Consider the following 25,432-nt stretch of genomic DNA (forward strand, 5'->3'; position numbering starts at 1 on the left):
GGCCTGAATCAAGTCCCTTCCAAAAACCGCTTCAACTCCGGGATTACCCGGTCGCTCCGGGATAACGTGGCATTATGATCGGCTCCCGGGATGGTCACCAGCTCAATCCGCCCGGACAGCCGGGAACTCTGCCGTACTGCTTGGTAGATGGCATCGCGATCCCCAGCCATCAGTAGGCAAGGCACCGTAAGGTTCCGCAAGGCTTCGGCATTGTCGGTCCGGTTCTCGGCCACCGCCGCCAGCAAGGCTTCCCTGTCATTGCTCAGGAAACGCTCTTTCCGGGCTTCGGAGATCGGAAGCTGCGGAACCCAGCGTTCGAGCGTCGCCACAGCTTCCCGCATGCCCAGGGTCTCCATGGCGTAGGGCTGGATGGCGCTGAGGACAAAAGAGCGAAAACGGGCCGGAAACCATTTCATCAGGCCGAACCCGATCCAGCCGCCCATGGAATAGCCCAGGTAATGGCATTTTTCTATCTTTTGGGCGTCGAGCACTTTGACGACATCCAGCGCCCGGAGGTATAACGAGTACTCTTCCGGCTGGTGCGGCTTGGCGCTGGCGCCGTGGCCGCGCGCGTCGATCAGCAGCAGCCGAAACCGGCGCTTTAAGGCTTCCACATAGCCATATTCGTACCAGTCCTGAATACTGCCGAAGAAACCGTGCTGCAGGACGAGTGGCTCCCCTTCCCCTTCCACCTCATAGTGGATCGTTACATTTCCATTGGACACAAAGGCCATCGGGAATCCCCTTTCATGAATGAGCCGCGCTTCCGCCGTCCCAAACAGATGTTTGTTTCCATGATAGCAAACATACGTTCTGGAATAAAGCCCCATCGGCAATTATTCTGCGGCCGGGGCGGCGATTTTTCGGACTCCGATTGCCATCCTTCCGGACCAAAATTTATGATTTTTATTAATGGAAAATTACTTTCCAAGTCTGAAATTTCAATTGTCCAGATCGTTTTTTCAATTTTCACGATCGGAATTTATTTTCGATATATGATATTCTGTTTTTATTTATAAATTTTCATTCAGAAATGTTTAATTCTGATATTCCACTATAATTTGAATTATCTTCCGGAAACCTGTTTTTATAAAATTTGGTAGCGCCGCAGGCCCCGGTGGCGCCCCGCCAGATTGGACTTTGCCGCCGGCGGTTTGTTTAGTATAATCATATCAGACCGGGCCGGGAACGATGGCCGAAGCCCCGGTCCGAATCTTTGCCGGAAAATCGCCAAAACTATCGATGGGGAATACCCGGGAGCAACGACGCCGCCGGGCTTTGGGGTGCGGCAAAACTACGCGAAGGAGTCATCATGCAGATCAAAGAAGCCAAATATGAAACCACCGCGGTCAAGCCGGAACAATATCCCAAGCGCTACCTGCCGGAGGTGGCCTGGGTCGGCCGGTCCAACGTCGGGAAGTCCTCGATCATCAACGCGTTGCTCTACCGCAAGAGTCTCGCCCGGGCGTCGGCGACGCCGGGCAAGACGCGCGAGATTAATTTTTACCTCGTCAATGAGGCGCTTTACTTTGTGGATTTGCCGGGATACGGCTACGCCCGGGTCTCCCAGGCCGCCAAGGAGGCCTGGGGCAGGATGATCGAGACCTACCTGCAGACCCGGGAGCAGTTGCAGCTGATTGTGATGCTGGTGGATATCAGGCATGCGCCTTCCAACGAGGATCAGGTGATGTATGCGTGGCTGGCGGCGCAGGAACGGCCCAGCCTGGTGGTTGCCACCAAGCTGGATAAGATCCCGCGCGGCCAGATCCCGATCCGGCTGCGGACGATCCGGGAGGTGCTCGGCATGGCCGCGGAGGCGCCGGTCATTCCGTTCTCGGCAGTGACCGGGCAGGGCCGGGATGAGATCTGGCGGCAGATCGAGGGGGTAATCGGGCTCTAAAACCGAACTGTCGCGCCTAGCCTTTCACCGCCCCCTCGACCATCCCCTGGATCACCAGTCGGTTGAACCGGGCGTAAAACAGAATCAGCGGCAGGCTGACCAGCAGCATCGCCGCTGCCTGAGCCGGATAATTGGTGAAATATTGCGTGCCGATGGTGGCCAACCCGACCGGCAACGTATACGTCTCGGTGCTTTGCAGCAGGGTCAGGGGGAATAAAAAGCCGTTCCAAGCGCCGAGAAAAGTGAAAATACCGACCGTCGCCATGGCCGGCTTGGTCATGGGCAACATCACTTTCAGGAATACACCAAGCTCGCCGGCGCCGTCGATCCGGGCCGCCTCCGCGAGCGAGTCGGGAATATTCATAAAAAAGCCCCGGAAGATATACATGGCGATCGGGATGCCGAAGGCCACGCCGGGGCCCATCACCGACCAGGGGGTATTGATGATCCCTAAATGGCGGGAGAGGATGAAGACCGGCATCAGCACCATATGGACCGGGATCATCAGGGCGCCCAAAATAAGCACCGCCACCACCCGGACGGGCCGGGAGGAGAACTTGGCCACCACATACCCGGCCATAGCCCCGATGATCAGCACCATCACCAGCGTCCCCAGGGCGATAACTCCCGAATTGACGGCCCAGCGCCAGAAATAAGGGGCGCAAAGGATATTCCGGTAATTGTCAAACTGGAGCGCCCGGGGCCAAAGCATCTTATAGTACTCCTCCGGAGTCTGGAATGAGATATAAACGACGTACAGCAGCGGAACCATGATCACCAAACTCAGCAACGCCAGAAACAACTTGGCGAGTTTAAACTTCATTGGCCTGACCCCCTTTGGCATTCTCACGCTGCCATAGATTTTGAATCAGCGTGGCGCCGAGCGCGCACAGCAGAATGACCACCGCGATGGCGCCGCCGTAGCCGAACTCCCTGGCCTGAAAAGCCCGGTTGTACATATAAGTGGCCAGCACATCGGTGCGGTGGAAGGGCCCGCCGCCGGTCAGGATCCAGATCAGATCGAAGAACTGGAAGGAACCGACCAGACTGATGATGAGCGAAACCCGGATCACTTCGGAAAGCATCGGGAGCATGATGCCGCCCACCATCACCCAGCCTTTGGCCCCGTCGATTTTGGCCGCTTCCAGAATGGTCACGGGCAGGGCATTGATGCCCGCCGAATGAATCAGGCAGTGATAGCCGAAATAAACCCAGACCACGACCACCAGGATCGCCCCCAGCGCCGTTTGGGGATCGGTCAGCCACACCCGCGCCAATCCCGGCAGATGAATCGCTTTTAACAATGTATTGAGCGTGCCGTACTGATAGTCGTAAATAAACCGCCATAAGAGGCCGATCATCACCATCGACAGAATGCAGGGGATATAAAAGATCACTTTCGACAATTCGGCCCAGCGATTCTTCACCTTAAAAATGGTATAAGCCGTCACAAAAGACAGCGGCAATTGAATGAGCAATGAGACCGCGACGATCAGCAGATTGTTTTTGAGGGCGTTATAAAAATACGGATCCCGCAACAAACGGAGGTAATTGTCCCACCCCACCCAAGTCATCTCCTTGGAAAAACCGTTCCATGAGTTGAATGAGTACTGCAGCGTCGATAGAATCGGCCAGTAGGCGAAGGTCAGGATCAATAACAGGGCCGGGCCGATCAATAAGCCGACAAACAGCTTACGCCGCCAAGCGAAAGAGTGCTTTTTTACCGCTGGTACCCCATCTGACATCAGCCATTCTCCCTTCATCGCTGAAAAAAATACTTCGTCCGCACGATTACAGCGGCCGTAAACTTCATAAAGGGGAGGGGCCCCTTTTCGGCCACTCCCCGCCAAGCGAACCAGTGTTGGAAGCCGTTACTTCAGTTTACGGGCTTCCTCAAATGCCGTGGCGACTTGTTTCGGCGTTTTGGCGCCGCCCATGATCTCCTGGAGCCCCTGGAGCAGAGCTTGGGACATCGGCGCCGGCAGATCCTGATCCCACCACAGGGTCAGTGAGGAAGCATGCGCTAGGACGTTGGCGAGCCCTTTCATTTGCGGAAGCGTGTTGTCCTCCATATAGGGAGTGGCCAGGGAAGCCAGGCTGCTGGACTTTTGGAACCGTTCGGCCATATTTTCCTTGCTGGCCATGAATTTCAGGAACTTGACGGCCGCCGCGGGATTTTTACAGGATTGGTTGATCGAAAAACCGTCGGCTGCGCCCAGAATGGAGTGGGGATCGCTTTTACCGCCTTCGACCACCGGATAGGTGAAAAAATCCCATTTGTCGAAGTCCGACTTGTTCTCATTGGTGAGCACGGTAAAGTGCCAATTGCCCATGGCCATCATCGCCGCTTTATCCTTCATCATCAACTGGCAGGCGTCTCCATAGGTCAGGTTTAAAGCGTCGGGCGGGAAATAGCCCTTTTTGACCAAAGTGTCCAGCAATCCGAAGGCTTTGACAAAAGCCGGATTGTCGAAGCGGGCCTTGCCGGCTTTGGCGGCTTGATACATTTTCGCTCCGGCGACCCGGTCCGCCATGTACATAAAGGCATGCAGGATCGTCCAGGAATCCTTGCCGCCGACGGTAAACGGAATAATGCCCTGGCTTTTCAGCTTTTCGCAGACGGTTAACAGCTGCGACCAGGTCTTGGGGGGAGTGATCCCGTATTTGGCGAACATCTTTTTGTTGTACCACACCGTATTCACCGTCGGGAAGAACGGAATGCCATAGATCCTCCCGTTATAAACATGATTGGAGAACAGTCCTTTCGATAAACCCCAGTAATCCTTGCCCACCGCTTTGGTGAGATCGTAAAGCAACCCTTCCCGCGAATAGATGGCCTGGGTTTCGCCACCCCAGTTAAAGAGGATATCGGGTCCGGCGCCGCCCAGCATGGCTACTTGCAGTTTGGTTTTATAGGCCTCATTTTCGGTGTAGTTATACTCGATATCAATCCCCGGATTGGCCTTTTCAAAGGCTTTAATCTGGTTCATCATGCACCAGCCCAGTGAGTCGGTCTCGTTGGGCCGTTGCAAACTCCACACGGTCAGCTTCACCGGGGCGGCGGCGCCGACGATGCTCATTCCGGCCACCAAAACAACCAAAATCAATACTCCCGCCATCCAAAATTTCTTTTTCATCGAAACCCTCCCTTTTCATCTTAACGTCTGAAACGTTCTCCATCGATCAATGTATCAAAAAGGTTAACAACGGGCCAGTGCTCAAACATTGTCCGAATATGCCAAATTATTGACTTCTTCAAAGCAGGGCAAAACAAAAACCCGAAAGTTTGAAACCGTAACTTTCGGGTTAATTCACCGCTCTTTGATACAGAGCGAATTGCAAATTTCATGGCAAAAACTTCGCAACACAATATATTCGGGGCTTATCACTATATATTGGCATTATGGTAATTGCAATTCTCTCCTAATAATATAAAAGCGTTATGATCAACCTGACCGGATGGGAAGGCGTCGAAAAACAAGCCAAGATTGATGACCATGGAATTGAAGTCGCGGAGGGGTCAGGCGGAGGCTGGCTGGTTTCATCCCGGATGATTCCGGTAACTTACTTATCCACAAAAGATCGATCTTTTGTTAATCAAGGAACTACGGCAATCACCGCCATAGTTCCTTTTGTGGATAAAGATCGATCTTTTGTGGATCAAGATCTTCCTTTTGCGGATCAAGATCGATCTTTTGTTAATCAAGGAACTACGGCAATTACCGCCGTAGTTCCTTTGGTGGATAAAGATCGGTCTGCGATGATTCCAGATCGATCTTGGGTGACTTCGGAGCTATCTTTGACGGATAAAGCTCTTAATGATTATCAAGTTAGCTCCGCTCACTCACGGAAGGGATTGAAGGATAAGTCATGGACGTCTATGGTCCTAACCCTCGGCCCGAATCGGGCAGGGAAACCATCGGGCTCCGGGGCCCAAAGGCCTTTGGGCTGCGGAGAATGGTGTTACTCTCCCCGATTCGCTGTCAAATCAAGACGGTCCCGAACCGCTTTCAAAAAGGCGTGATAAAGCGGATGCCTTTCTCCAGATAGCGGCGGATGATTTGATAAAACAGCGCCACGGACGCCTCCGGATCGTGATCATGGATCAAAATGATATCCCTGGTGTCCAAGCGATTCAACGCTTTGCCGTTCTCCGGGTCGTCCGCTTCGATCCGCGCCAGAATGGCCGCGGGTTGGTTCAGGCCCCCAGGAGCCCCGGGTTGATTGAGCCAGTATTCCAACTGGTCGAACGTACAACGGACATCGTAGCCGTCCAATAACTTTTGCCCGCTGGCCCATTGCAGGTTGATCCCGCGGAAGTCCGGCTGGCGATACCCCAATTCGCCGAGAAACGATTGCAGGGCGGCCCGCCGGTCTTCCCGGGGACAGACCGGGTTTTCCCCGGACGGTTGTTCCGACCGGGCTTCGTACTCGGCCGCATTGGCGGCGCCGCCGTCGTCGAAAAAGGGAAACCGGAAAACCTTGGCCGGCCGGGCGATGCCGCTTTTCCGGTAAACGGTTTCGATGGCTTCATCGGTGCGCCGGATCTCTTGTTGCCCTTCCGCCACCGGCAAATCGGAAAAATGCGGGTGGGTCCAGGAATGATTGCCGATGACAAAGCCCCGGCGGATGGCAGCGATGACCTCTTCCTCATGTTGCAAAATGTTTTCCCCGACGCAAAAAAAGATGGCCGGGATGTCATGTTGCGCCAGGAAAGCGACTTTGTTGCGAAAATCTTTGCCGGGCGCGTCATCGATGGTCAGATAAGCTTCTTTAACAGCCATAAATCATGAATCCCCTCTCCAATTTAGAAGCGTTGTGATAAACCCTGTCCGAAGGCCAGGGTGAACACAAAAGCTCAGAAAAGCAAGTGATAAAGTCGTTTTTTAGTCCATTGAAAGGATGATTTCCGAATTTGAGGACTTTATCACATGGCTTTTAGATTGAGTTCGGTCCAAGTCTAAACGGCTGGGCCGAGCTGTTTCATCTTTTTTCACTCGTTTTGCGATAGGCCGTTTCAATGGCAACGGCGGCTTCCTCCGGACTACACCTCCCGGCCAGCAGATCCTGCAGACTCTGGAGCAAAACCTGGGTAACCGGTTCCGGCAGATCCTGATCCCACCATTGGGTCAATGCCGGAGCATTGGCCAGGAGCTTGGCGATGCCTTTGATTTGGGGATGGTCATTTTCTCCCATATACGGGGTTGCCAGGGTCACCACTTTGCCGGTCATTTGATAACTCTCAACCAAGCTGGCCTTGCCGGAGAGAAATTTCAGAAACTTCAACGCCGTTCGCGAATTGGGGGAAGCCTTGATGGAAAAACCGGCCACCGCTCCGATGATGTCTTGAGCCGAACCCTTCCCCCCGGCCAGCACCGGAAAGGGGAAGAAATCCCATTTGTCGAAGTCCTGCCGCATCTGCCGGGTCAGGCGTTGATACTCCCAATCGCCCATAAAGATCATCGCAGCTTTGTTTTGGATCATCAACTGGGTGGCTTCCATATAATTAAGGCTCAGAACCTCCTCCGGCAAGTACCCTTGCCGGGCCAACTGGCGCAAAAGCCGAAAAGCCCTCACAAAATCGGGATGGGTGAAGCCGATCTGCCGGGCTTTCGCCGCGGGATAGAGCCCACTGCCAGCCAACCGGTCCACCAGATACATGTAGGGATAGAGGATCATCCACGGTTCCTGGCCGCCCATGGCAATCGGGATATATCCGGCCGTCCTGATCCGCTCGCAGAGCCCCAGAAACTCCTGCCAGGTTTGCGGCGTCTTCCAGCCATGTTTCAGGAAGATTTCTTTGTTGTACCAAATGACTTCCACCGACGGAAAGAGCGGGATACCGTAAATTCTCCCTTTGTAACTGTGCGAGGCAAACATCCCCGGTGCCAAACCCCACTTGTCCCTGCCCAGATCGCGGGTCAAGTCATACAAAAGGCCCGCCCTGGAGTAGATTCGCTGGCTTTCCCCGCCCCAATTGAATAAAATGTCCGGCCCCTCCCCGCCGAACATGGCCACCTTCAGCTTGATCTTATAGGACTGGTTCTCCCAGAAACGATGTTCCACCATGATTCCGGGATTGGCCGCTTCAAACTTGCGGATCTCCCGCTCTATCCAGTCGCCGGTCAGATCCAGCACCGGCTGGTTGATGGACCAGACCGTAATCCGTGTCTGCCGCGCCGTTGCCAGGGTCGGCAAGACAGCCGCCAGGGATAAAAGCAGCAATAAAAAACAGTGCACGGTCATTTTGAATTGAAAATGTCGACTGGCCATCTTTTCCTCCCAACGACTCGCCATTTGAACTGGAACTTCAGCTAGTTCTTCCGGTAAGCCGCCTCAATCATCGCGGCAGCCTCTTCCGGGCTGCACCGGCCGGCTATCAAATCCTGCGCACTTTGGAGCAACACCTGGGTGACCGCTTCCGGCAGATCCTGGTCCCACCATTGCGTCAACGAAGTGGCCTGGGCCAGCAACGCGGCGATCCTTTTGAGTTGGGGGCGGGCGTTCTTATCCAGGTAGGGCGTTGCCAGCGCCACCAGGAAACCGGACTTTTGATAGCTCTCAATCAAACTGTCGCGGCTGGCCAAAAACTTCAGAAACTTAACGGCCGCTTTCGCATGCTTGGAGTTTTTGACCGAAAAGCCGTCGACCGCGCCGATAATATTGCGAGGCAGCCCTTTCCCGCCCGGAAAAACCGGAAAGGGGAAAAAGTCCCATTTATCGAAGTCGCGGTGCATTTGATTCGTTAGACGGCTGTACTGCCAATCGCCCATGAACATCATCACCGCTTTGTCCTGCATCATCAGTTGCGTGGCTTCGGTGTAATTCAGGCTTAAAACCTCGGCCGGCAAGTAGTCTCGTTGGGCCAGGCCCTGGAGAATCCGGAAAGCCGCCACGAAGTCCGGATGGGTGAAACTGACTTGACGGGCCTTGGCCGCGGGGTAAAGCCCGCTCCCGGCGATCCGGTCCACGATATCCATATAGGGATGGAGAATGGTCCACGCTTCCTGCCCGCCCATGGCCACCGGAATGTACCCGGCGGCCTTGATCCTGTCGCAGAGCGCCAGGAATTCCGGCCAGGTCTGCGGCGTTTTCCAGCCATGCTTTACAAAAAGCTCCTTATTGTACCAAACGACGTCGACCGTGGGAAAGATGGGAATACCGTAGATCCGGCCGCGGTAACTATGAGTGGCGAACATCCCCGGCGACAACCCCCATCGATGCTTTCCCAAATCCCCGGTCAAGTCGTACAGCAAACCCTCGCGCGAATAGACCAGCTGGCTCTCGCCGCCCCAGTTGTAGAGGATATCGGGGCCTTTCCCGCTAAACATCGCCACTTTCAGCTTAATTTTATAGGATTGGTTCTCCCAAAAGCTATGGTCGATAAAGATGCCGGGATTCGCCTTCTCGAACTGGCCGATCTTCTTTTGGACCCAGTTCCCCACCGCGTCCATTCCCGGTTGGTTGATCGTCCAGATGGAGATGCGGATCCCGGCCGGCTTGGCCGTTGCCGGAACGATCATCAACAGCAAGCCGAACAACACCGTCAAAATCAAACGCCCAATGGTCCCGGCTTTGGATCGTTGGATGATCATCTTTCCCTCCATCATCCCCGTTTGGTCAAATATAGGAAGCTCATTCTTCCCCCGCTTTCAACCCCGGGGCGGCGGAAGTTTCGTAAACCGGAACGCGCCGGTAATCGGCGGGGGTCATCCCCACCGCCTCATGAAAGACCTTGCTGAAATAACGGCTATTCCAAAAACCGACCTTGGCGGCGATCTCATAGATGTGATCATTGGTGAACCGCAACAGCTCCTTGGCCCGTTCCAGGCGCAGCCGTTGCAGGTAGTCGCGGAAATGCTCCCCGGCGTACTCGGGGAAAACCCGGCAGAGATAACTCTTGCTGACCCCGGCATGGCTGGCGACCTCCTCCAGGGAAAGATCGCGGCTGAAATGAAGCTGGATATAGGCCAGCGCTTTACGGATCGTCGCCGAGGCTTGCGGGTGGGCATTGGCGCCGACGGAGCGGAGATAATGGCCGACCCGGTCTTCGATTTGAATCCGCCAGTCCTGGATCGATTCGGCTTGTTCCAAAATTTCCGGGAGATCCGGCTCACCGGATCCCCCCTCTTCCCAACGCACCTGGTATTCTAATGAGACCCGGCGCAAGGTATTGATGAATTCCAGGACCAAGCCGCGGGCGGCCTCGGGGCTCAGCGACCGGGGCAGGATCGCCGCGAAGACCTGATCCAGAAAATGATGGACCGCCGCCGGCTCGGCTTCCCGCAAAATCCGCTCCCAGGCGGCCAGCAATTCAAGGGTGGAGGGCGGCGCCGCTTGCCGCAACCTTGCCAGCTCGCCTGTTTCGATGCACTCGCCCTCCCGGTGGTACAACCGCAGCAGATTGACTTGACGCACTTCCCGGAAGCTCCGGGGCAGATCGGGGAATGGGCATAGCTCGGAAGAAGCGCAGGTAGTCCGTTTGACCTCCGCTGTATTCAGCGCCAACCGGCCGGCGATCTCCTGCAGTTTGGCAGCGGCTTCCGCGGCCGGTCTCGGCCCCATCCGGCTGGCAAGCACGGCAAAATCGCCCCGCCCGAAATCAATCAGCTTCCAGTTCCCCTCCCAATCCCAGCGGGTTCCAATCTGGGCCTCCAACTCCCGGCGGAGCGCGACTGGATCGAGCCTGCCGGAGCGCTCGCCGGAAACGTGGATGAAGATCAGCCCAAACCAGGCTTGCTCCAGCACCACTCCCAGCTGGCGCGCCCTGCTCTCAAGCTCCGGCTCATCGGAGGCCCGGGTCAGAGTGTCGCGCCAGAACGATTCGGTCGCCAGGCGGTGATAACGGGCCATATTGCTGGTTAGCTCCTCCTGCTGGTGCCGGGAGGAGTGGCGGCGCTCCAGGATGCCGGCGATCCGTTCCAGAAAGGCCCCGGCCGTCGTCGCGGTGGCTTCCGCTTTCATCAAATAATCGGCCGCTCCCAGCCGCAGCGCCTCCCGGACCAGCGGAAAATCATGATAGGCGCTGACCACGGCCACCACCAGCCGGGGATGATGCCGGCCGAGCCAAGAAATGAAGGCCAGCCCATCCATCTCGGGCATGCGGATGTCGGTGATCACCAGATCCGGCTGGAGTGCCGCGATCTGAGCGATGGCGGCCTGGGCGCTTTCGGCCTCCCCGGCCAATTCGAACTGATACCGCCGCCAGGGAAAGAGCGCCGCCAATTCCGCCCGGACAAACTCTTCATCATCGACCAGGATGACCCGCCACATCACACCCGCTCCTTTGGCAATTCATCGACCTGTTCCCGATCAAGTCGAACTGGTTCGCGGACTTCCCGGAATGGCATCCGTAACGAAGCCGTGGTTCCCTCTCCCGGCGAACTCACCAGGGCCAGCCCGTAATCCGGTCCAAAGCTCAGCTTCAAACGGGCGTCGACGTTCCGGACGCCGACCCCGGACCGGTGGTGGTCCCGTTGCCAGACGGCGCTCAGTTCTTCCCGGGACATCCCCTGCCCATTGTCGGTAACCCGGATCATCACGGCGTCTCCCTCCCGGGACGCCACGACCTGAACCAGTCCGCTCCGGGACTTTAGACCGTGTTGCAAACAGTTCTCGACAATCGGCTGGAGGATCAGCCGGAGCGTCTGGCAATGCCGCAGTTCTTCCGGCAATTGCAGCTGCAGGGAGAAGCGGCCGGGATAACGGATATTCATTAAATATAAATAATGGTGGATATGCTCGAACTCTTCGGCCAGCGGCACAAAATCGCCGGATTTGCCGATGCTCAGGTAGAGCAGCCGCCGCAGCGAGCGTAAAGCCTCGGCCACTTCCCCGGGAGGGCGCTTCGCGGTCATCCCGGCCAGCGCCGCCAGGGTGTTAAAGAGAAAATGCGGCGCGATCTGCGCCTGCAGCGCCTTGATGACCGCGGTTTTGCGCTCACTCTCCTCCGCCACCAGCCGCTTGGTCAGCCGGTCGACCTCTCGGAGCATCCGGTTGAAGGCCCGGCCCAAGGTCTGAATCTCCAAAGGACCGCCCTCCGGCGCCCGGACGGAGAACTGGCCCTCCTCCACCAGACGCATGGCTTTCCGGAGCCGGTGAACCGGTTTGGTAACGAAAAACGAGATCAAGGCGGCCAAACCGCCGGCGCTCACGGCGCAGATCAACCCGATGATGAACAGGCTGTCGTAAAGGTGCTCCAGTCCGTCATAAAGCCGGCTGGCCGGCGCCGCGATATAGACTTCCCAAGGAGTCCAGGGGACCGCCGTTGCGATGACCAGATGCCTTCGACCGTCGACGGTTTCCTCAAGCGTTTCGGTATTGCGAAGCCGCCCCGCCAGTTTTCGATAGGCGCTGGCCACCACCGGATCGGAGGGGGCAATCCACGGAAAAATCACCTGCTTTTCCGGGCCGAAAACCGTCGCGTCGCTTTGAAAGCGGCTCAGGCTGTTCTCCTGCAATGAGATATTGGTCATGATCGACTCGACGATCCGGTAATCCAGATGCAAGATGATCCAGCCGCTTTGGGCCTGGCCCGGCAGGCTGATAATCCGCGCGGTCAACTCCAGCAGCCGGCCGGAACCGGTGAGCTCATGGGCCTGATAGTCGGGGAGATATCGCAAACGCCACGCTTTCGACTGATTCGCGAAGCGGGCCGGGATAATTTTTTTGAGGATTGATTGCTGCAGGTATGTCGTCACCGTATTGCCGGCCGGGTCGACCACGACCAGCTCGGCGCCTGGCAGCAGAGAGGCTTTATACTGTATCAGGAGATCGCGAAGCGCAGTCCGTGCCGCCTGGCTGGTGCGCGAATCGGGGCCGGCCAAGCGTTGCAGCAATGGCGCCAGTCTGCGGTCCAGAATCAGCGAATCCACTGTCGTTTCCGCGTTGTCGATGACACTCCCCAAGCGGTAGGCGGCCTGAGTCAGCATCTTGCCGCCAAACCGGGCCGTATGATGGCGGATGACTTCCTGGGCGATGGTGATGGAGGCAAAACCGATGGCAAAAACGGCGCCGGCGACCAAAAGTATCAGGGAAACGGATAACTGCCGGCGCAGCGTCCCTGCAAATATCCAACGCAGGTTCATGCCCCGGCTCTCCGGTCGGTCTGGAAGAAGGCCAGCGGAACAAGTACCCGAGATAATCCTTCGTCAGGTATCAAATCGGCTCCTCCTTACCGCAAAATCCATAAATTTAATTATTTGCTAAAACAATCCAAAATTCCTGCTTTCTATCGTTAAGAGATCAGTCATCACATTTTACAGAAATATGTGGTATAATATTACGAACTCGGAACCGGCTGCTACAGCGGATATTCAGGTAAACTTGAGCTTGTATTCGAACTGTTCATCATTGCAACAAAAACGATTCAAAAAAAACAAACGAGGCGATTTATAAAAATCTTCCAGCCTCGTTTACGCAGTTTCTGCTGTTGCAGCATTTTCATTCTCTTTTTTTAGCTCTTCGGCTATTTCCGGAAAAGCTTTCGATAATTGGATGATGATCCAGCCTCTGACATCCCGGTTCCCCTCCGCCCAAAGCCGGTTGATCCGCTCCAAAAAAGCCCGCAACCGTTTATCCTCTACGACCATGATCTCGTTTTGATTCTTTTTAGAAACAACGGTATATTCCTGACCCTTTAAGATCCAATCGACCGAAACGTCATATAAATCGGAAAGTAATATTAATGCCTCGGATGACGGTTTATTGACGTCATTTTCCAATCGGCTCAAATTACCGCGTGAAATGCCCGTTTTGTCCGAAACTTCGACAATTGAAAGATTCGTCGCTAAACGTCCCTTTTTTAAGCGTTCGCCAATGGTGTTCATGTTTCTTTTTAGAAACCCTCCGTTGACATTTGTCCCTATTTAGAATATAATAAAGTCAATTCTTTAATAAATAGTGTAAAAAGGAATCGTCTTTCTATTTCCATTAAAATCAATGCAACGGTCCAATCGTTTTGGGCTGATCCGGAACCCGGCTCTCAAAAACAACTATCCTGCCATGGCTAGTATTCAAAGCTGTTTACGGACGCATTTGGAAGACGGTCACCGCGGTTAGGGTAACCCAGTTGAAACGCTCTTATCGATTTTGCAAGTAAAGTCCGCAGAAAATGAAGTGATCCCGTATGTCTAGAAAGGCAAGCAGCCTTCCATGGCTGACCGACTGAGGTGAAAGGGCCGCAGCTGGAAAGATTGATATCATCTATTATACCATATCGAAGGCGCCGTATACGATGAGATGCCGCCATCAAACCACTTTCCTCTGGCGTTTCCTCCTTCCCGAGCTTATCCTGTCGCCCTGAAGTCATGAGCAGAGCCAACGAGACTTGGTTTATGGCATGGGATTCTGCAACCCAATGGGTTTCCCGGATGTTGTAAGCTATCGCAACAAGACCTGCTCGCTTCTTTACCTGCCGGATCGGCCGTTGGTTATCTGACTCGGAGGAATCGAACGATGCCTGTAAAGCCAAGAAACAAGCCCCCTGTGACCGGCTATGTCGCCCATGATGTCTTCGACGATTCCGGACGGTTATTGTTGGCGGAAGGCGCGGCGCTCACCCCCGCCATTATTCAGAAGTTGGAAGATAAAATGATCCCTTACCGGATCGTCCCGGATCAACTAGCCGTGACGACCCATTCATTAACCGAGGCGGCCAAACAATTCGAGACCCGTTTCGCCAAACTGGACTTATCCAGCATCGTAAAAGCCTCCAAATATATGAAGTCCATTCTGGGGGAGGCCAATCAAAGCCCCCTGTTGAGCAATCATTTAAAGGTGCTGATCCAGGGATACAAAAGCATTTATTCCCATTCGATCAATGTTTCCCTGCTGGCGGTGGCCATCGCCGACAAATTGAATCTCGATGCGCGTTCATTGCGCGATCTGGCGTTGGGCGCCCTGTACCACGATATCGGAAAGATCATGCTTCCGGCGGCGGTGGTGATGAAGACGCCGGGCATCTTCGAGCGGCAGGATCTGATTTATCAGCAGCACACCAAGATCGGAGCGGATTTGCTGGCAGCCGACAAGTTGGGCAAAGGCGTCTACCTGGTGGCGCTGCAACATCATGAGAAGCATTCCGGCGGCGGCTATCCCGCCGGCCTCAAGGAAGACCAGATCCATATTCATGCCGCGATTGTCAGCGTGGCCAACCGCTTCGACTGGCTGACCTCGGCCATCTTTCAAAACCGGGTCTTATCGCCGGACGAGGCGATTGAACAGTTGCTGCTGGCGAAGGGCGGCGATTTTCAGCCGCTGGTGGTCGATAAATTTGTCGAATTATTCAGGGAAGGACCCCCACCCGCTCCATCGCCGGAAATGTAGCCCATCACGGAGGATTCCACAATGATCTACCAGTTTAAAACCAAGCGGCAGCTGATGGCCGAATTACGGGATATGCGGCGGCTCAATTTTTTCTATGCCCAGGTCTTGCAGGTGAGGAGCGAGGCCAACCGGTTCCTCGTGAAGCAATTCCGCCAGTTGACTCACAAGTACCGCTTGGCCTATATTCATACTTACACCGGCTTTCTCGTCTGCCGGAACCGGAATTGGGTCTTCGATCAGGTCAGCCTCTCCTTCGCGCATCTGTTCGGTTACGACGATGTGGCGGAACTGGAAGGGATGCCGGTGGTTCGGGTTTTTCCGGCCGAACGGTATCCTGAATTCCTGGAGCGGTTGGACGCCGCCGCCAGCGGCGAGATGGTGCTGCGGAGCGATGGCCTCCGCAAGGACGGAGAGCGGTTGCCGCTCTTGATGACTATCAAGCCCATCCAGGACAGTCCGTTCCATGAGCGCTATTATCTGCTCAACGTCTCGAACCTGATCGGCCTGAATGAATCGTCGCCCCGCGCCGCGGACCTTATATCGGTCTGACCGGCTCCGCCGTCACAGCAAACGATTTGACAGATTGGACGAATCTTCAACATGCAGCGCAATATCATGAAGCGGAAGCAAAACGGCGCGACGGAGCCGGTGATCTGGGCGCTCGCGGACCTGGTGGGCTTCCGCGACGGCTATCTTCGCGAACACCAGGAAAGAGTGGCCGAGCTGGCCGCGGCCATCGCCGCGGCGCTGTCGCTACCCGGAGCGCAAGTCCGTACGGTTTATTGGGCGGCCCTCATTCACGACATCGGCAAGTTCCGCATCCCGTTTGAGATCCTTTATAAGCCCGGCCAGCTGGACGAGATCGAATACCGGCTGATTCAAACGCACGCCCAGACCGGATACGAGATCATCAACGCCTGCGCGTTCCCGGAGCCCGTCGCGCCGATCGTCCTCCAACATCACGAGCGCTGGAACGGTTCGGGGTATCCCCGGGGGCTCCGGGGCGAGCAAATCCTGTTGGAGGCCAGGATCCTCGGAGTGGCCGACGTGGTTGAGGCGATGACCTGCCACCGTCCTTACCGGCCCGCTCTGGGAATGGAAAAAGCGCTGGCGGAGATCACGCTCAACCGGGCGGTATGCTATGATCCGGCGGTGGTCGACGCCTGCCTGGCGGTCTTCCGGGAGCAGGGCTTCCATTTCGACTCCCATCCCGCTCCGCGGCGGGCATTGGCCGGCCCGTCGCGCTATATAGGATGAAATAAATTTCTTTAATAAGATTTGCATTCCTAAGGCCGAATGCAAATGGAATCAAAACGGAATTTATTTCATCCTATTACCGCGGTAATAAGTTGAATTAAATTCCTTAATTTATCCATCATGGCCGGCTTTAGGGACATGATGCATAATAGAAATTTAATTCAACTTATATAGCTCCCTCAAAACTGCAACTCATAGGTATTTTCGTAAATCTTGACCATCTTATAGAGCAATTCATTATAAGGGGTGGGCACTCCCACCCGCAAGCCCTCGCGGTAGACCGCGCCGTTGAGGAACTCGACTTCGGTGGGTTTCTTGTTCTTCATGTCCAGCGCGGTGGAGGGGATATGCGCGTAGAGTTCGGGATTGACCGGGGTCTTGCCGCCATTGACCTGGAGTTCTTCCGGAGTGAACTGGATCCCCTTGGCCCGGGCCACCGCGATCACTTCCTCCCGGACTCCCTGGATCAATTCGGCGGCGCCTTCCGCCGCCAGCGCCTGGCCGATGGAGAGCCGCAGGAAACCGAAGAGCACATTGGCGGAGTTGTTCCGCAATTTGATCCAGACCTCGCTGTCGATGTCCGGACGCAGGATGACCTTGATGCCGGGTTTGAAATAGGCGGCGATCCGCTCCATCTCCTCGGTGACGACTTTGGTGGCCGGGCCGAAACAGATCTTCGAATTCGCGCCGATGAAGCCCTGGACATGGCCGGGCTCGATCATCTTCCCGGCGAACTCCAGCAGGCCGTAGAGAATCCGCTCCCGGGCGAAGCATTGGGCCAGGATCTCCACATTGCCGATGCCGTTCTGCAGGGTCATGACGTAGGTGCGCTCATCGGCCAGGCAACGGGCGGCCGCCGCCGCTGCCTCGGTATGGCAGCCTTTCACCAGAAACAGGATGACGTCCATCGTCGCCCCGATCTCCGCCGGCGACTGCACCGCCCGGATCGGGACCCATTCGTCCTCGCCTTGCAGGGTCACCTTGAGGCCGTCGCGCCGGATGGCCCCGGTGATCGCCTCATTCCGGTTGACGAGCCAAACCTCGGCCCCGGCCTTGGCCAGCATCGCCCCGACCAGGCAGCCCATGGCGCCGGCTCCCACGATCGCAAATTTCATGTCGCTTCACTCCTATCCCGCTCAAAATGGCTTTTTTCAACCCCGCCGGGCTGGCGAAGCCGTCTTTCCGTTTCCGTATTATTCGCTTTCCCTCAGCCGTTTCCTTTTGCTCAGGGAAATAGAGAGCGGGGAGAGCGATCCGGCCTCGCCCTCCCCGCCTCTCATCATGTTCCGGCTGCTGTTCTTTCCCGGATGCTTCACTACCGCCAGCCATCGTTCAGTTTCTGTTTACTCCGGCGAATCCGCGGCATCTTCCGGCCCGCTTTCGGCCAGCCACTCTCCCAGGCGCCGGGCTTCGGCCAGCACTTCGGCCTGCTTCAGCAGATCGGCGGGCTGGCGGGTGCCGCCGGCGATCAGGATCTCACAGGCGCCGAAGCCCAAAAAGAGCAGGTTTTTCGCCACCTGTTCGAAATAGGGGCGGAACATGGCCGTGCCCTCCCGGCCCTGGGTCACCGCGAGCACCACCTTCTTGCCCGGAGCCAGGGCGCTGACATAGCCGGGTTTCAAAAACGGCAACAGCCGGTCGACCGCCAGCTTCAGCTGGGCGCTCATCTGCCACATATAAACCGGCGTGCCCAGGATGAGCCCGTCAGCGGCGGCGATCTGGCCGTATAACTCCTGCATGTCGTCCTGCACCGCGCAGCGGCCCTCGCTTTTGCAGGTGTAACAACTCTGGCAGCCCCGGATATTCATCCCGTTCAGATCATAGATGTCGGCCTCCGCCCCCTGCAGGACGGCGCCCTTGACGATCTCCTCCACCAGGGCGGCGGTACTGCCTTGCCTCCTGGGGCTGCCGTTGAGCGCGACAATCTTTGGCATTTGCTTCGCTTCCTTTCCTTATCGTGCCGGATCCGTTATTCACACTTCGGGCAATGCCCGCGGTTCCCCGCGTCAGGCTCCTCGCCCGGAGGGACGTTCCCGGCAGTTTCTCCCCACCCCAATCTTACCGGGTCGTGCCCGGAAAAACCAGTAAGCACTTTCCGGTGGTATAGTATCCATGTATATACCATTGGCGGCGGATGGGTTCTCAAGAAGCGAGAAGCGGAAAAGGGGCGGTTTGGCGCGCCGCCCCATTCTCCGCCCGCCCCTGGCTCGTAGTGTGAATTATTTTCCGGCCGGTTTTATCGAATCAATCCGCATAAAGTCATTTTTAATCGCTTATCCTATATTTTTAACCGAATATTTTATTTTTTTGATGAAAAATTGATTCTTTAACCGAGATATTTCAATTTGAAGGACTGGAAATTCAATTTCCATGATCGGAAATACCATTCTCATGACCGGAAATGCGATTGTCACGATCGAAAATACAATTATCTGGATGGGAAATACAATTCTCTGGTCGGATATTACAATTCTTCGCTCAGAAAATGCATTTATCCGGACCGGAAATAGCATTTCCGCAATGGAAATTGCAATTTTCCGGACTGAAAGTGGTATTTCCGGCCTATCCGGCCGGTTTTCCGGAAGCGTTGGCCCGCTTGACAACCAAAAAAACCATTCCGGAAGCAGCGCTCCCGGAATGGTTGATCAGGATGGGGTGTGAAGCCGGTTGAATTTTCGAAGCGGGTCAGGCGTTCTTTTCGTTCAGGTTCCATTGCAGCAGCACCGCGGCGATGATGATCAGGCCCTTGACCGCCCCTACCAGAAAAGGCGGGACTCCCAAGAGGGTCATCATGTTATTGATCACGCCCAGGGTGAGCGCGCCGCAGAAGGTGCCGACGATCTTGCCCTTGCCCCCGGCCATGCTGGTTCCGCCGACCACCGCGGCGGCGATGGCGTCCATCTCATAGGAGGAGCCGGAGGAGGCCGAATTGATGCTGCCCAGCCGGGAACATTCGACGATGGCGGCCAGCGCGACCAGGAAGCCGCTGATGGCGTAGACGATGATCTTGACCCGGTCCACATTGATCCCCGAGAGCAGGGTGGCCTTTTCATTGCTGCCCACCGCGTAGACGTGCCGGCCGGTGGTGGTCTTCATGGCGAAAAGGTAGGCGGCGATGCTGATGGCGATCCAGTACAGGACCGGCATGGGCAGGACCTCGAACAGATTGGTGTTGGAGATGGCGATGAAAGGATCCCTGACCCGGCCGTCGATCATGATCCCGCCGCCGTTGAGGAGATATTGCGACACGGAGCGGTAAATGCTCATGGTGCCCAGGGTGACGATGAAGGCGGGCAGCTTGAACTTGGCCACCAAAGTGCCGGACAACGCCCCGAGCAGGATGCCGGCGACGATGCCCACGAGGAGCCCGAGCAGGATATTGCCGGTGAAATTGGTGACCGCCAGGACGGCGATGCCCACGATGACCAATAACGAGCCCACCGACAGATCGATCCCGCCGGTGATGATGACCAGCGTCATGCCGAGGGCGATGATGCCGATGATCGAGTTGTTGCGCAGGATATTGATGATATTATTGTACGAGAGAAAGACGCTGCCCTTTAAAAGCACGGATATCACAAATATAAAGACAAATGCTGCGAAGGCACTGTTGTTCCCGATGAATTTTTTGAAATGAAAGCTTTTGGTTGCGGATGGCATATTTCATTCAGCTCCCTCGATAAATATTCGGCAGCGCGGTCAAAAGCCAGGCTCCGGGGCGTTCCCGGTCCCGCGTCGCGCCGCTCAGGCGACGACGCCCCCGGTGGCGACGACCATGATCTTCTCCGCGTCCGCCTCCGCGCGCTGGAATTCTTTGCGGATCTCCCCGTGATACATGACATAAATTCTATCGCAAAGCTTTAGGACTTCCTGCGCCTCGCTCGAGAGAACAATAACGCTCATGCCCTGCTGCGCAAGTTTCATAATAATGTGATAGATCTCCAGCTTCGCCCCGACATCCACTCCCTGGGTGGGATTGTCGAGCACGATCAGCTGCGGATTGGCCGCCAGCCACTTGGACAGGACCACTTTCTGCTGGTTCCCGCCGGAAAGGCTGGTAATCGAATCGTCGACGCAATTGACTTTGATATTTAGGTCATTCACAAATTGGGCGGTTAATTCCTGCTCTTTCTGGGGGTCGATAAAAAGCAACCGTTTCAGGCTGTTGATAATGGAGATCGAGGTGTTTTGCAACACCGACATATCGCGGATGATGCCGTTCTCCTTGCGGTTGCGCGGCACATAGCCGATGCCGCAGCCGCACGCCCTGGTGGTGGTATGCATCGTCCGGCGCTCGCCGTTCAGGTAAATCTCGCCGCTGTAATGCTTGTTGCAGCCGAAGATGGTCATGAACAATTCGCTGCGGCCGTCCCCCAACAAACCGGTAAAGCCCACGATCTCGCCCTTGCCCACCCGGAAGCTGATGTCGCGGAACTCCCCTTCCCGGGTCAATCCCACCGCTTCGAGCACGGTCGCTCCGGTCTGGCGCGGGCAATACAATTCATCGTCGGACAGCTCCTTGCCCACCATGTGCTTGGCGAGCAGCGTCTCATCCACCCGGTCGTCGACCGGCCCGGCGATGACGTTGTGGCCGTCGCGCATCACTGTGTAGCTGTCGCAGATCTCCACCACCTCTTTCAGCTTGTGGGAGATGAAGACGATGCTGACGCCCTGCTCTTTCAGGGAGGCCATGATCGCGAAGACATGGCGGATCTCCACCTCGGTCAGGGCGGTGGTCGGTTCGTCCATGATCAGGATCCGGGCGTTGCGCAAGAGAGCGCGGGCGATCTCCACGATCTGCTTGTAGGAGGCGTCGAGCTCGCTGACGAGGGTCCGGGGATCGAGATCGACGCGCATCCGTTCCAGCACGGCCCGGGATCTCTGGCACATCTGGGCGACATCCAGAAAGCCGCCTTTTTTGAGCTCGTTCCCGAGGAACAGATTCTCGTAGACGGCCAGATCGTTGATGAGCGTCAACTCCTGGTGGATGAAGGCGATCCCCTTCTGCTGGGCGTCGGCCGGCGAAGCGATCGTGGTCCTGACGCCGTCCAGAAGGATCTCCCCCGACCCGGCCGGAAAAACGCCGCCCAAGATATTCATCAGCGTGCTTTTGCCGGTCCCGTTCTCGCCCAAAAGCGCGTGGATCTCGGAGCGCTTCAGGCGGAAGTCCACGCCGTGCAGGACTTCGTTGGAACCGAAGGATTTATGGATGGACTTCATTTCTAAAATATAATCTGACATCTGCTGCACCCCAATGACTGGTTGGGGTATGATTTGCACCATACCCCAACAGTAAATTCAGTCTGTCCGTACCCTTGGGCCGCGAATCCGATAGCCGGCTTCATCCCGTGATGTTCCGGCCGCCGTTCCGGCCGGCCATCAATAGGGCGAACCTTTATCCAGGAACTTGGCGAAGTTGTCTTTGTTCACTACCGTCGGCGGGATGATGGTATTCTTCTTGACGGTCTTGCCTTTGGTGATGTCATAGGCCGCCTGGATGGCGTCTTTGATCATCGACGGGCTATAGGTGACGGTAAACAGGTCGATGCCGGTGTTCTGGCCCATGGTTTTGAAATAGGTCTGGGTTCCGCCGCCGCCGGAGAGCAATTTGATGTCTTTGCGCTTGGCGTCCTTGATGGCTTGCAGGATGCCCATGGAGGGCTCGTCGTCGATGGAGAACACCGCGTCCAGTTTGGGATAGGCGACCAGCATGTCAGTGGCCATCTTCAGGCCGTCTTCCATCGAGAACCCGCCCGAGGTGACGTCCACCAATTTGAGACCGGGGAATTTCTTGGCCACCGTTTGTTTGAAGCCGCGCACCCGCTCCGAGCTGACCGAACCCACGCTGGGGGTGTTCATCACGGCGACGGTGCCCTTGCCGCCCAGCTTTTTGCCGATATACTCGGCAGCTTTCACGCCGAGGCCGACATTGTCGCCGGCGATGTACGCCGTGTAGTCGCCGGAGACCTTCCGGTCGAACAGCACCAGTTTGATCTTGTTTTTGAGGATTTTATCCGCGGCGACCGATACCTCGTCGTTATGCGGCAAAAGGACAATGGCCGAGCAGTTCAAGGCGATCATTTCGTCGATCTGATTGGCCTGCTCGTTGACGTTGGCCGAGGTAACCAGCTTGTAGCCGATGCCCTCTTTGAGTCCCAATTGCAACGCTTTTTGTCTGGCGAAGTAGGACACCGCCGCCATCCAGCCGTGGTCGGCCGAAGGAACAACGATGCCGATCGGTCCGTTCGGAGCGGCGTAGCCGGTGAAAGTCATGGCAAATATCATTACGCAGATCATCATCAGGCCTATGATTTTTTTCATCTGAAAACCTCCCGTTTTTTGGTATTCCCCGTCAGCCGGTTCCATCCGTTTCCTGAAGCCGGCCGGCCGAATCAACCTATCCTCTGAACCGCCCTCCTCCTTTCTCTATAATAGGATGGTCAGCGCCGCGATCAGGTATGGGCAACGGTCAGTTTGCCCTTTTCCTTCCGGGTCTGGACCAGGATATCGGTGTAACGTTTATTGAAGGTGCAGCAACCAACCTTGCTTTGCTGAATCAGAAGTTCCAGGCAATTGTCGCAAACGGTGCAGTACTTGATCTCGGCCTCCTTGCCTTCCCGGAGCTTCTTGGGGAGGTAGGGATCGGCGAAAGACTGCCGGCCCAGGCCGATCATGTCGGTCACGCCGTCTTCGATGCATTTGGCCCCGAAATGCAACAGGGAGCTTTCCTCCTGGTTCACGGCGCAGAGGCCGTTCTTGCCGTTGCGGAAGACGGAATAGTTGGAGCCGATGACCACCGTTTCCGGCTTGAGATGGTCCTTGAAAGCCTTGGAAAAAGTCTGGTGCAGGTAGGCGAAGTACGGCACATGTTTGTCGACCTGGGTCAGGCTGATCGTGATCGAGGGGCTGCCCGCCGACTGGATGAAGAATTGCGCGCCGCGCTCCTCCAACCCTTTCAGAAGGGCGATCGGTTCGGTCAGGTCGATCACCGGCGAATCCACGCCGGCGGTGCCGAAGCCGCCGGGGAAACCCTCCCAGGCCGAGATCTTGGAACCGATCAGGAAATTGGGATCATTGACCGCCTTGGCGATCCGTTCGTACAGCTCGAACGCGAAGCGGCTGCGGTTCTCCCACGAGCCGCCGTATTTCCACTTACGGTCGTTGTAGGGCCGGAGGATCTGGGAACCGAAATAGCCGTGGCAAAGCTTCATGTCGATACCATCGGCGCCGGCGTCATGCGCGATCTCCGCCGCCAGCACGAAGCCATCCATGATCTTATCCACTTCCTCTTCGGTCAAGAGCTCCCCGCCGTAGCCGGGCAGCGGCTTCACCGTCACCCGCCGCGAGAAGGCCGGGTTGCTCAGCTCGCCGGAGTGGGTCAGCTGGAAGATAAACAGCGATTTGGGGTTGGCCGCCTTGACCCGCTGGACGAACTTGGTGAGCGGTTCCCGGTTCGGCGCCATGATCATCAATTGGTTGTCCCGCGAACGGCTCTCGCGGGTCACCGAGATCGCCTCCAGGCTGACCAGGCCGGCCTCGCCCCGGAAAAGCTCCTCGTAGCGCTCGGTGGTCGACTCGGAAGGATTGCCGGTCTCATCCTCGTCATTGCACTCCATCGCCTGAATGAAAAAACGGTTGGGACACTCGCGCCGGCCGATTTTGATCGGGCTCAGCAAAGTTTCTTTATAACCCATGCGAATAATCTCCTTTTCCAATCCAATGTTTTTTAGAAGCGTTGTGATAAACCCTGCCCGAAGGTCAGGGTGAACACAAAAGCTCAGAAAAGCAAGTGATAAAGTCGTTTAAATCTTTTTGCAAGCGGACTTCCGTTTCGAAAGACTTTATCACATGGCTTTTAGGCATTAATCCTGATCTTGCGGTCAATCTCCGGGGAGACGAAGATCTTAATGATCTCTTTGTTGGTTTTCAGTTCATGCAGCGAATTCTCCAGCTCCTCCAGGGGAACGACCTCCGAGAAGAGCGGCGTAGGGTCGATCCGCTTGTAAGACAGGAGATTGATGACCTCGGCCCAGTCATTGCCGATCCCGGCGCAGCTGCCGCGGACCTTCTTCTCGCCGAGCACGAATTCGTAGGGCTCGAATTGGGCGGTCCGGCCCTGGGGCACCACGCCGAAGGCTTCGACCACGCCGCCGCGGCGCACCATCTTGAAAGCCTGCTCATAGGTGGCGGGCGTCCCGACCGCTTCCAGCACAAAGTCGGCGCCCACGCCGCCGGTGAGCTTTTTTACCTCGGCGACCACGTCGTCCACCTCGTGGATATTGATATAGTAGTCGGCGACATTCATTTTTTTAGCGATCTCCAGCCGCGACTGGCTGTCCCCGATCAGCATCACCGGAGCGGCGCCGCGCAGTTTGGCCATGGCGGCGTGCAGAATGCCCAGTCCGCAACCGATGATCACTACGCTCGACGAGATGGTGCAGTTCATCTTCTTCGAGCTTTCCAGGACCGCGGTCATCGGTTCGATAAAGGCGGCCGAATAATCGTTGACCCCGTCCGGGATGACATAGCAGTTTTGCCACGGCGCTTTGACATATTCGGCAAAGGCGCCGTTGGTGTGGATGCCGAGCTGGGTGAAGCTCTCGCAGAGCAAACCTTCGCCCCGGCGGCAGAAATAACAGGTCCCGCAGGTCAGACAGATGTCGGCCGAAACCCGGTCGCCCACCTTGACGCCGCGGACGTTTTGCCCGATCTCTTCCACCACGCCCCAGAATTCATGCCCGGAGATCAGCGGCAGATGATCGGCAGCATACAGACCGGCGTAAATTTTAAGGTCCGTGCCGCAGATTCCGCATATTTTCACTTTGATCAGCACTTCATCGTCGTTGATCTCCGGGACCGGGACCTGCTTGAGCGCCATCCGGTTCGGCGCTTCGACTACTTGGGCGCGCATCATTCTTCCCATTCTTCATTGCTCCTCACCATCGGAAT

At 56.2% G+C, this 25,432-nt stretch carries 22 protein-coding genes; 5 read left to right on the plus strand and 17 right to left on the minus strand.

Annotated features, from left to right (window positions below; translation table 11 throughout):
- Positions 1-8: 8 nt before the first annotated feature.
- Complete coding sequence (locus tag EDC14_RS01375) at positions 9-734, minus strand: alpha/beta fold hydrolase (protein WP_132012384.1); 726 nt, start codon at positions 732-734, stop codon at positions 9-11.
- Positions 735-1,312: 578 nt separating this feature from the next.
- On the opposite strand from EDC14_RS01375, the gene yihA reads away from it, so the two are divergent.
- Positions 1,313-1,900, plus strand: coding sequence for a ribosome biogenesis GTP-binding protein YihA/YsxC (gene yihA, locus EDC14_RS01380; RefSeq protein WP_132012385.1), 588 nt, complete (start codon positions 1,313-1,315; stop codon positions 1,898-1,900).
- A gap of 16 nt (positions 1,901-1,916) precedes the next feature.
- Here the strand turns inward: yihA and EDC14_RS01385 are convergent, their stop codons facing one another.
- The 9 genes from EDC14_RS01385 to EDC14_RS01425 form a co-directional block, all read right to left on the minus strand.
- Positions 1,917-2,723 carry a carbohydrate ABC transporter permease gene (locus EDC14_RS01385; RefSeq protein ID WP_165907706.1) on the minus strand — a complete coding sequence of 269 codons (807 nt, stop codon included), beginning with the start codon at positions 2,721-2,723 and terminating at the stop codon, positions 1,917-1,919.
- Positions 2,713-3,645 (minus strand): carbohydrate ABC transporter permease, encoded by a 933-nt coding sequence (locus EDC14_RS01390; protein WP_165907707.1) that lies wholly within the window; start codon positions 3,643-3,645, stop codon positions 2,713-2,715. Before EDC14_RS01390 ends, EDC14_RS01385 begins: the two co-directional genes overlap by 11 nt.
- 126 nt (positions 3,646-3,771) lie before the next feature.
- The gene (locus tag EDC14_RS01395; protein ID WP_132012388.1) at positions 3,772-5,037 is read right to left on the minus strand and encodes an ABC transporter substrate-binding protein; all 1,266 of its coding nucleotides are present in this window, start codon (positions 5,035-5,037) and stop codon (positions 3,772-3,774) included.
- Between the two features lie 873 nt (positions 5,038-5,910).
- A complete protein-coding gene (locus tag EDC14_RS01400; RefSeq protein ID WP_132012389.1) occupies positions 5,911-6,684 on the minus strand; it encodes a polysaccharide deacetylase family protein in 774 nt (257 codons plus the stop codon).
- Between the two features lie 199 nt (positions 6,685-6,883).
- Positions 6,884-8,173 (minus strand): ABC transporter substrate-binding protein, encoded by a 1,290-nt coding sequence (locus EDC14_RS01405; RefSeq protein WP_165907708.1) that lies wholly within the window; start codon positions 8,171-8,173, stop codon positions 6,884-6,886.
- 41 nt (positions 8,174-8,214) lie between these two features.
- A complete protein-coding gene (locus EDC14_RS01410; protein WP_165907709.1) occupies positions 8,215-9,495 on the minus strand; it encodes an ABC transporter substrate-binding protein in 1,281 nt (426 codons plus the stop codon).
- 40 nt (positions 9,496-9,535) lie between these two features.
- On the minus strand, positions 9,536-11,173 hold the full coding sequence (locus EDC14_RS01415) for a helix-turn-helix domain-containing protein (protein ID WP_132012392.1): 1,638 nt from the start codon (positions 11,171-11,173) through the stop codon (positions 9,536-9,538).
- Entirely contained in the window at positions 11,173-12,987 is a 1,815-nt protein-coding gene (locus EDC14_RS01420; RefSeq protein ID WP_132012393.1) for a sensor histidine kinase, read from the minus strand. The genes EDC14_RS01415 and EDC14_RS01420 overlap by 1 nt, the downstream gene beginning before the upstream one ends.
- Before the next feature lie 327 nt (positions 12,988-13,314).
- Complete coding sequence (locus EDC14_RS01425) at positions 13,315-13,728, minus strand: helix-turn-helix domain-containing protein (RefSeq protein WP_132012394.1); 414 nt, start codon at positions 13,726-13,728, stop codon at positions 13,315-13,317.
- A 628-nt stretch (positions 13,729-14,356) separates the two neighbouring features.
- Between EDC14_RS01425 and EDC14_RS01430 the strand changes: the two genes are divergently transcribed.
- From EDC14_RS01430 to EDC14_RS01440, 3 genes are all read left to right on the plus strand, one after another.
- Positions 14,357-15,226, plus strand: coding sequence for an HD-GYP domain-containing protein (locus EDC14_RS01430; protein WP_132012395.1), 870 nt, complete (start codon positions 14,357-14,359; stop codon positions 15,224-15,226).
- A 21-nt stretch (positions 15,227-15,247) separates the two neighbouring features.
- The gene (locus EDC14_RS01435) at positions 15,248-15,775 is read left to right on the plus strand and encodes a PAS domain-containing protein (RefSeq protein ID WP_132012396.1); all 528 of its coding nucleotides are present in this window, start codon (positions 15,248-15,250) and stop codon (positions 15,773-15,775) included.
- A 66-nt stretch (positions 15,776-15,841) separates the two neighbouring features.
- A complete protein-coding gene (locus tag EDC14_RS01440; protein ID WP_165907710.1) occupies positions 15,842-16,483 on the plus strand; it encodes an HD-GYP domain-containing protein in 642 nt (213 codons plus the stop codon).
- Between the two features lie 179 nt (positions 16,484-16,662).
- Here EDC14_RS01440 and EDC14_RS01445 read toward each other — a convergent pair whose 3' ends face one another.
- Both EDC14_RS01445 and EDC14_RS01450 read right to left on the minus strand, forming a co-directional pair.
- Entirely contained in the window at positions 16,663-17,598 is a 936-nt protein-coding gene (locus EDC14_RS01445; protein WP_132012398.1) for a ketopantoate reductase family protein, read from the minus strand.
- Between the two features lie 228 nt (positions 17,599-17,826).
- A complete protein-coding gene (locus EDC14_RS01450) occupies positions 17,827-18,417 on the minus strand; it encodes a flavodoxin family protein (RefSeq protein WP_132012399.1) in 591 nt (196 codons plus the stop codon).
- Between the two features lie 436 nt (positions 18,418-18,853).
- Here EDC14_RS01450 and EDC14_RS01455 point away from each other — a divergent pair, with 436 nt between their 5' ends.
- Complete coding sequence (locus EDC14_RS01455; protein ID WP_132012400.1) at positions 18,854-19,144, plus strand: hypothetical protein; 291 nt, start codon at positions 18,854-18,856, stop codon at positions 19,142-19,144.
- A 24-nt stretch (positions 19,145-19,168) separates the two neighbouring features.
- Here EDC14_RS01455 and EDC14_RS01460 read toward each other — a convergent pair whose 3' ends face one another.
- The 5 genes from EDC14_RS01460 to EDC14_RS01480 form a co-directional block, all read right to left on the minus strand.
- Complete coding sequence (locus EDC14_RS01460) at positions 19,169-20,143, minus strand: ABC transporter permease (protein ID WP_132012401.1); 975 nt, start codon at positions 20,141-20,143, stop codon at positions 19,169-19,171.
- An 84-nt stretch (positions 20,144-20,227) separates the two neighbouring features.
- The gene (locus EDC14_RS01465) at positions 20,228-21,724 is read right to left on the minus strand and encodes a sugar ABC transporter ATP-binding protein (RefSeq protein WP_132012402.1); all 1,497 of its coding nucleotides are present in this window, start codon (positions 21,722-21,724) and stop codon (positions 20,228-20,230) included.
- A gap of 138 nt (positions 21,725-21,862) precedes the next feature.
- Positions 21,863-22,804: an ABC transporter substrate-binding protein gene (locus EDC14_RS01470; RefSeq protein WP_165907711.1), complete on the minus strand. Its 942-nt coding sequence runs from the start codon at positions 22,802-22,804 to the stop codon at positions 21,863-21,865.
- Between the two features lie 131 nt (positions 22,805-22,935).
- Positions 22,936-24,177 carry an oxidoreductase gene (locus EDC14_RS01475; protein ID WP_132012404.1) on the minus strand — a complete coding sequence of 414 codons (1,242 nt, stop codon included), beginning with the start codon at positions 24,175-24,177 and terminating at the stop codon, positions 22,936-22,938.
- Positions 24,178-24,338: 161 nt separating this feature from the next.
- Positions 24,339-25,406, minus strand: a complete 1,068-nt coding sequence (locus EDC14_RS01480) for a zinc-dependent alcohol dehydrogenase (protein ID WP_132012405.1) — start codon at positions 25,404-25,406, stop codon at positions 24,339-24,341.
- Positions 25,407-25,432: the final 26 nt, after the last annotated feature.

Origin of the sequence: Hydrogenispora ethanolica (genome assembly GCF_004340685.1) — a bacterium.
GTDB classification, from domain to species: domain Bacteria; phylum Bacillota; class UBA4882; order UBA8346; family UBA8346; genus Hydrogenispora; species Hydrogenispora ethanolica.

What these genes read in the sequence shown, in the direction of transcription:
- EDC14_RS01375 (WP_132012384.1), bottom strand. Translation starts at nt 734, where the DNA reads ATGGCCTTTGTGTCCAATGGAAATGTAACGATCCACTATGAGGTGGAA.
- yihA (WP_132012385.1), top strand. Translation starts at nt 1,313, where the DNA reads ATGCAGATCAAAGAAGCCAAATATGAAACCACCGCGGTCAAGCCGGAA.
- EDC14_RS01385 (WP_165907706.1), bottom strand. Translation starts at nt 2,723, where the DNA reads ATGAAGTTTAAACTCGCCAAGTTGTTTCTGGCGTTGCTGAGTTTGGTG.
- EDC14_RS01390 (WP_165907707.1), bottom strand. Translation starts at nt 3,645, where the DNA reads ATGTCAGATGGGGTACCAGCGGTAAAAAAGCACTCTTTCGCTTGGCGG.
- EDC14_RS01395 (WP_132012388.1), bottom strand. Translation starts at nt 5,037, where the DNA reads ATGAAAAAGAAATTTTGGATGGCGGGAGTATTGATTTTGGTTGTTTTG.
- EDC14_RS01400 (WP_132012389.1), bottom strand. Translation starts at nt 6,684, where the DNA reads ATGGCTGTTAAAGAAGCTTATCTGACCATCGATGACGCGCCCGGCAAA.
- EDC14_RS01405 (WP_165907708.1), bottom strand. Translation starts at nt 8,173, where the DNA reads ATGGCCAGTCGACATTTTCAATTCAAAATGACCGTGCACTGTTTTTTA.
- EDC14_RS01410 (WP_165907709.1), bottom strand. Translation starts at nt 9,495, where the DNA reads ATGATCATCCAACGATCCAAAGCCGGGACCATTGGGCGTTTGATTTTG.
- EDC14_RS01415 (WP_132012392.1), bottom strand. Translation starts at nt 11,173, where the DNA reads ATGTGGCGGGTCATCCTGGTCGATGATGAAGAGTTTGTCCGGGCGGAA.
- EDC14_RS01420 (WP_132012393.1), bottom strand. Translation starts at nt 12,987, where the DNA reads ATGAACCTGCGTTGGATATTTGCAGGGACGCTGCGCCGGCAGTTATCC.
- EDC14_RS01425 (WP_132012394.1), bottom strand. Translation starts at nt 13,728, where the DNA reads ATGAACACCATTGGCGAACGCTTAAAAAAGGGACGTTTAGCGACGAAT.
- EDC14_RS01430 (WP_132012395.1), top strand. Translation starts at nt 14,357, where the DNA reads ATGCCTGTAAAGCCAAGAAACAAGCCCCCTGTGACCGGCTATGTCGCC.
- EDC14_RS01435 (WP_132012396.1), top strand. Translation starts at nt 15,248, where the DNA reads ATGATCTACCAGTTTAAAACCAAGCGGCAGCTGATGGCCGAATTACGG.
- EDC14_RS01440 (WP_165907710.1), top strand. Translation starts at nt 15,842, where the DNA reads ATGAAGCGGAAGCAAAACGGCGCGACGGAGCCGGTGATCTGGGCGCTC.
- EDC14_RS01445 (WP_132012398.1), bottom strand. Translation starts at nt 17,598, where the DNA reads ATGAAATTTGCGATCGTGGGAGCCGGCGCCATGGGCTGCCTGGTCGGG.
- EDC14_RS01450 (WP_132012399.1), bottom strand. Translation starts at nt 18,417, where the DNA reads ATGCCAAAGATTGTCGCGCTCAACGGCAGCCCCAGGAGGCAAGGCAGT.
- EDC14_RS01455 (WP_132012400.1), top strand. Translation starts at nt 18,854, where the DNA reads ATGATCGGAAATACCATTCTCATGACCGGAAATGCGATTGTCACGATC.
- EDC14_RS01460 (WP_132012401.1), bottom strand. Translation starts at nt 20,143, where the DNA reads ATGCCATCCGCAACCAAAAGCTTTCATTTCAAAAAATTCATCGGGAAC.
- EDC14_RS01465 (WP_132012402.1), bottom strand. Translation starts at nt 21,724, where the DNA reads ATGTCAGATTATATTTTAGAAATGAAGTCCATCCATAAATCCTTCGGT.
- EDC14_RS01470 (WP_165907711.1), bottom strand. Translation starts at nt 22,804, where the DNA reads ATGAAAAAAATCATAGGCCTGATGATGATCTGCGTAATGATATTTGCC.
- EDC14_RS01475 (WP_132012404.1), bottom strand. Translation starts at nt 24,177, where the DNA reads ATGGGTTATAAAGAAACTTTGCTGAGCCCGATCAAAATCGGCCGGCGC.
- EDC14_RS01480 (WP_132012405.1), bottom strand. Translation starts at nt 25,406, where the DNA reads ATGGGAAGAATGATGCGCGCCCAAGTAGTCGAAGCGCCGAACCGGATG.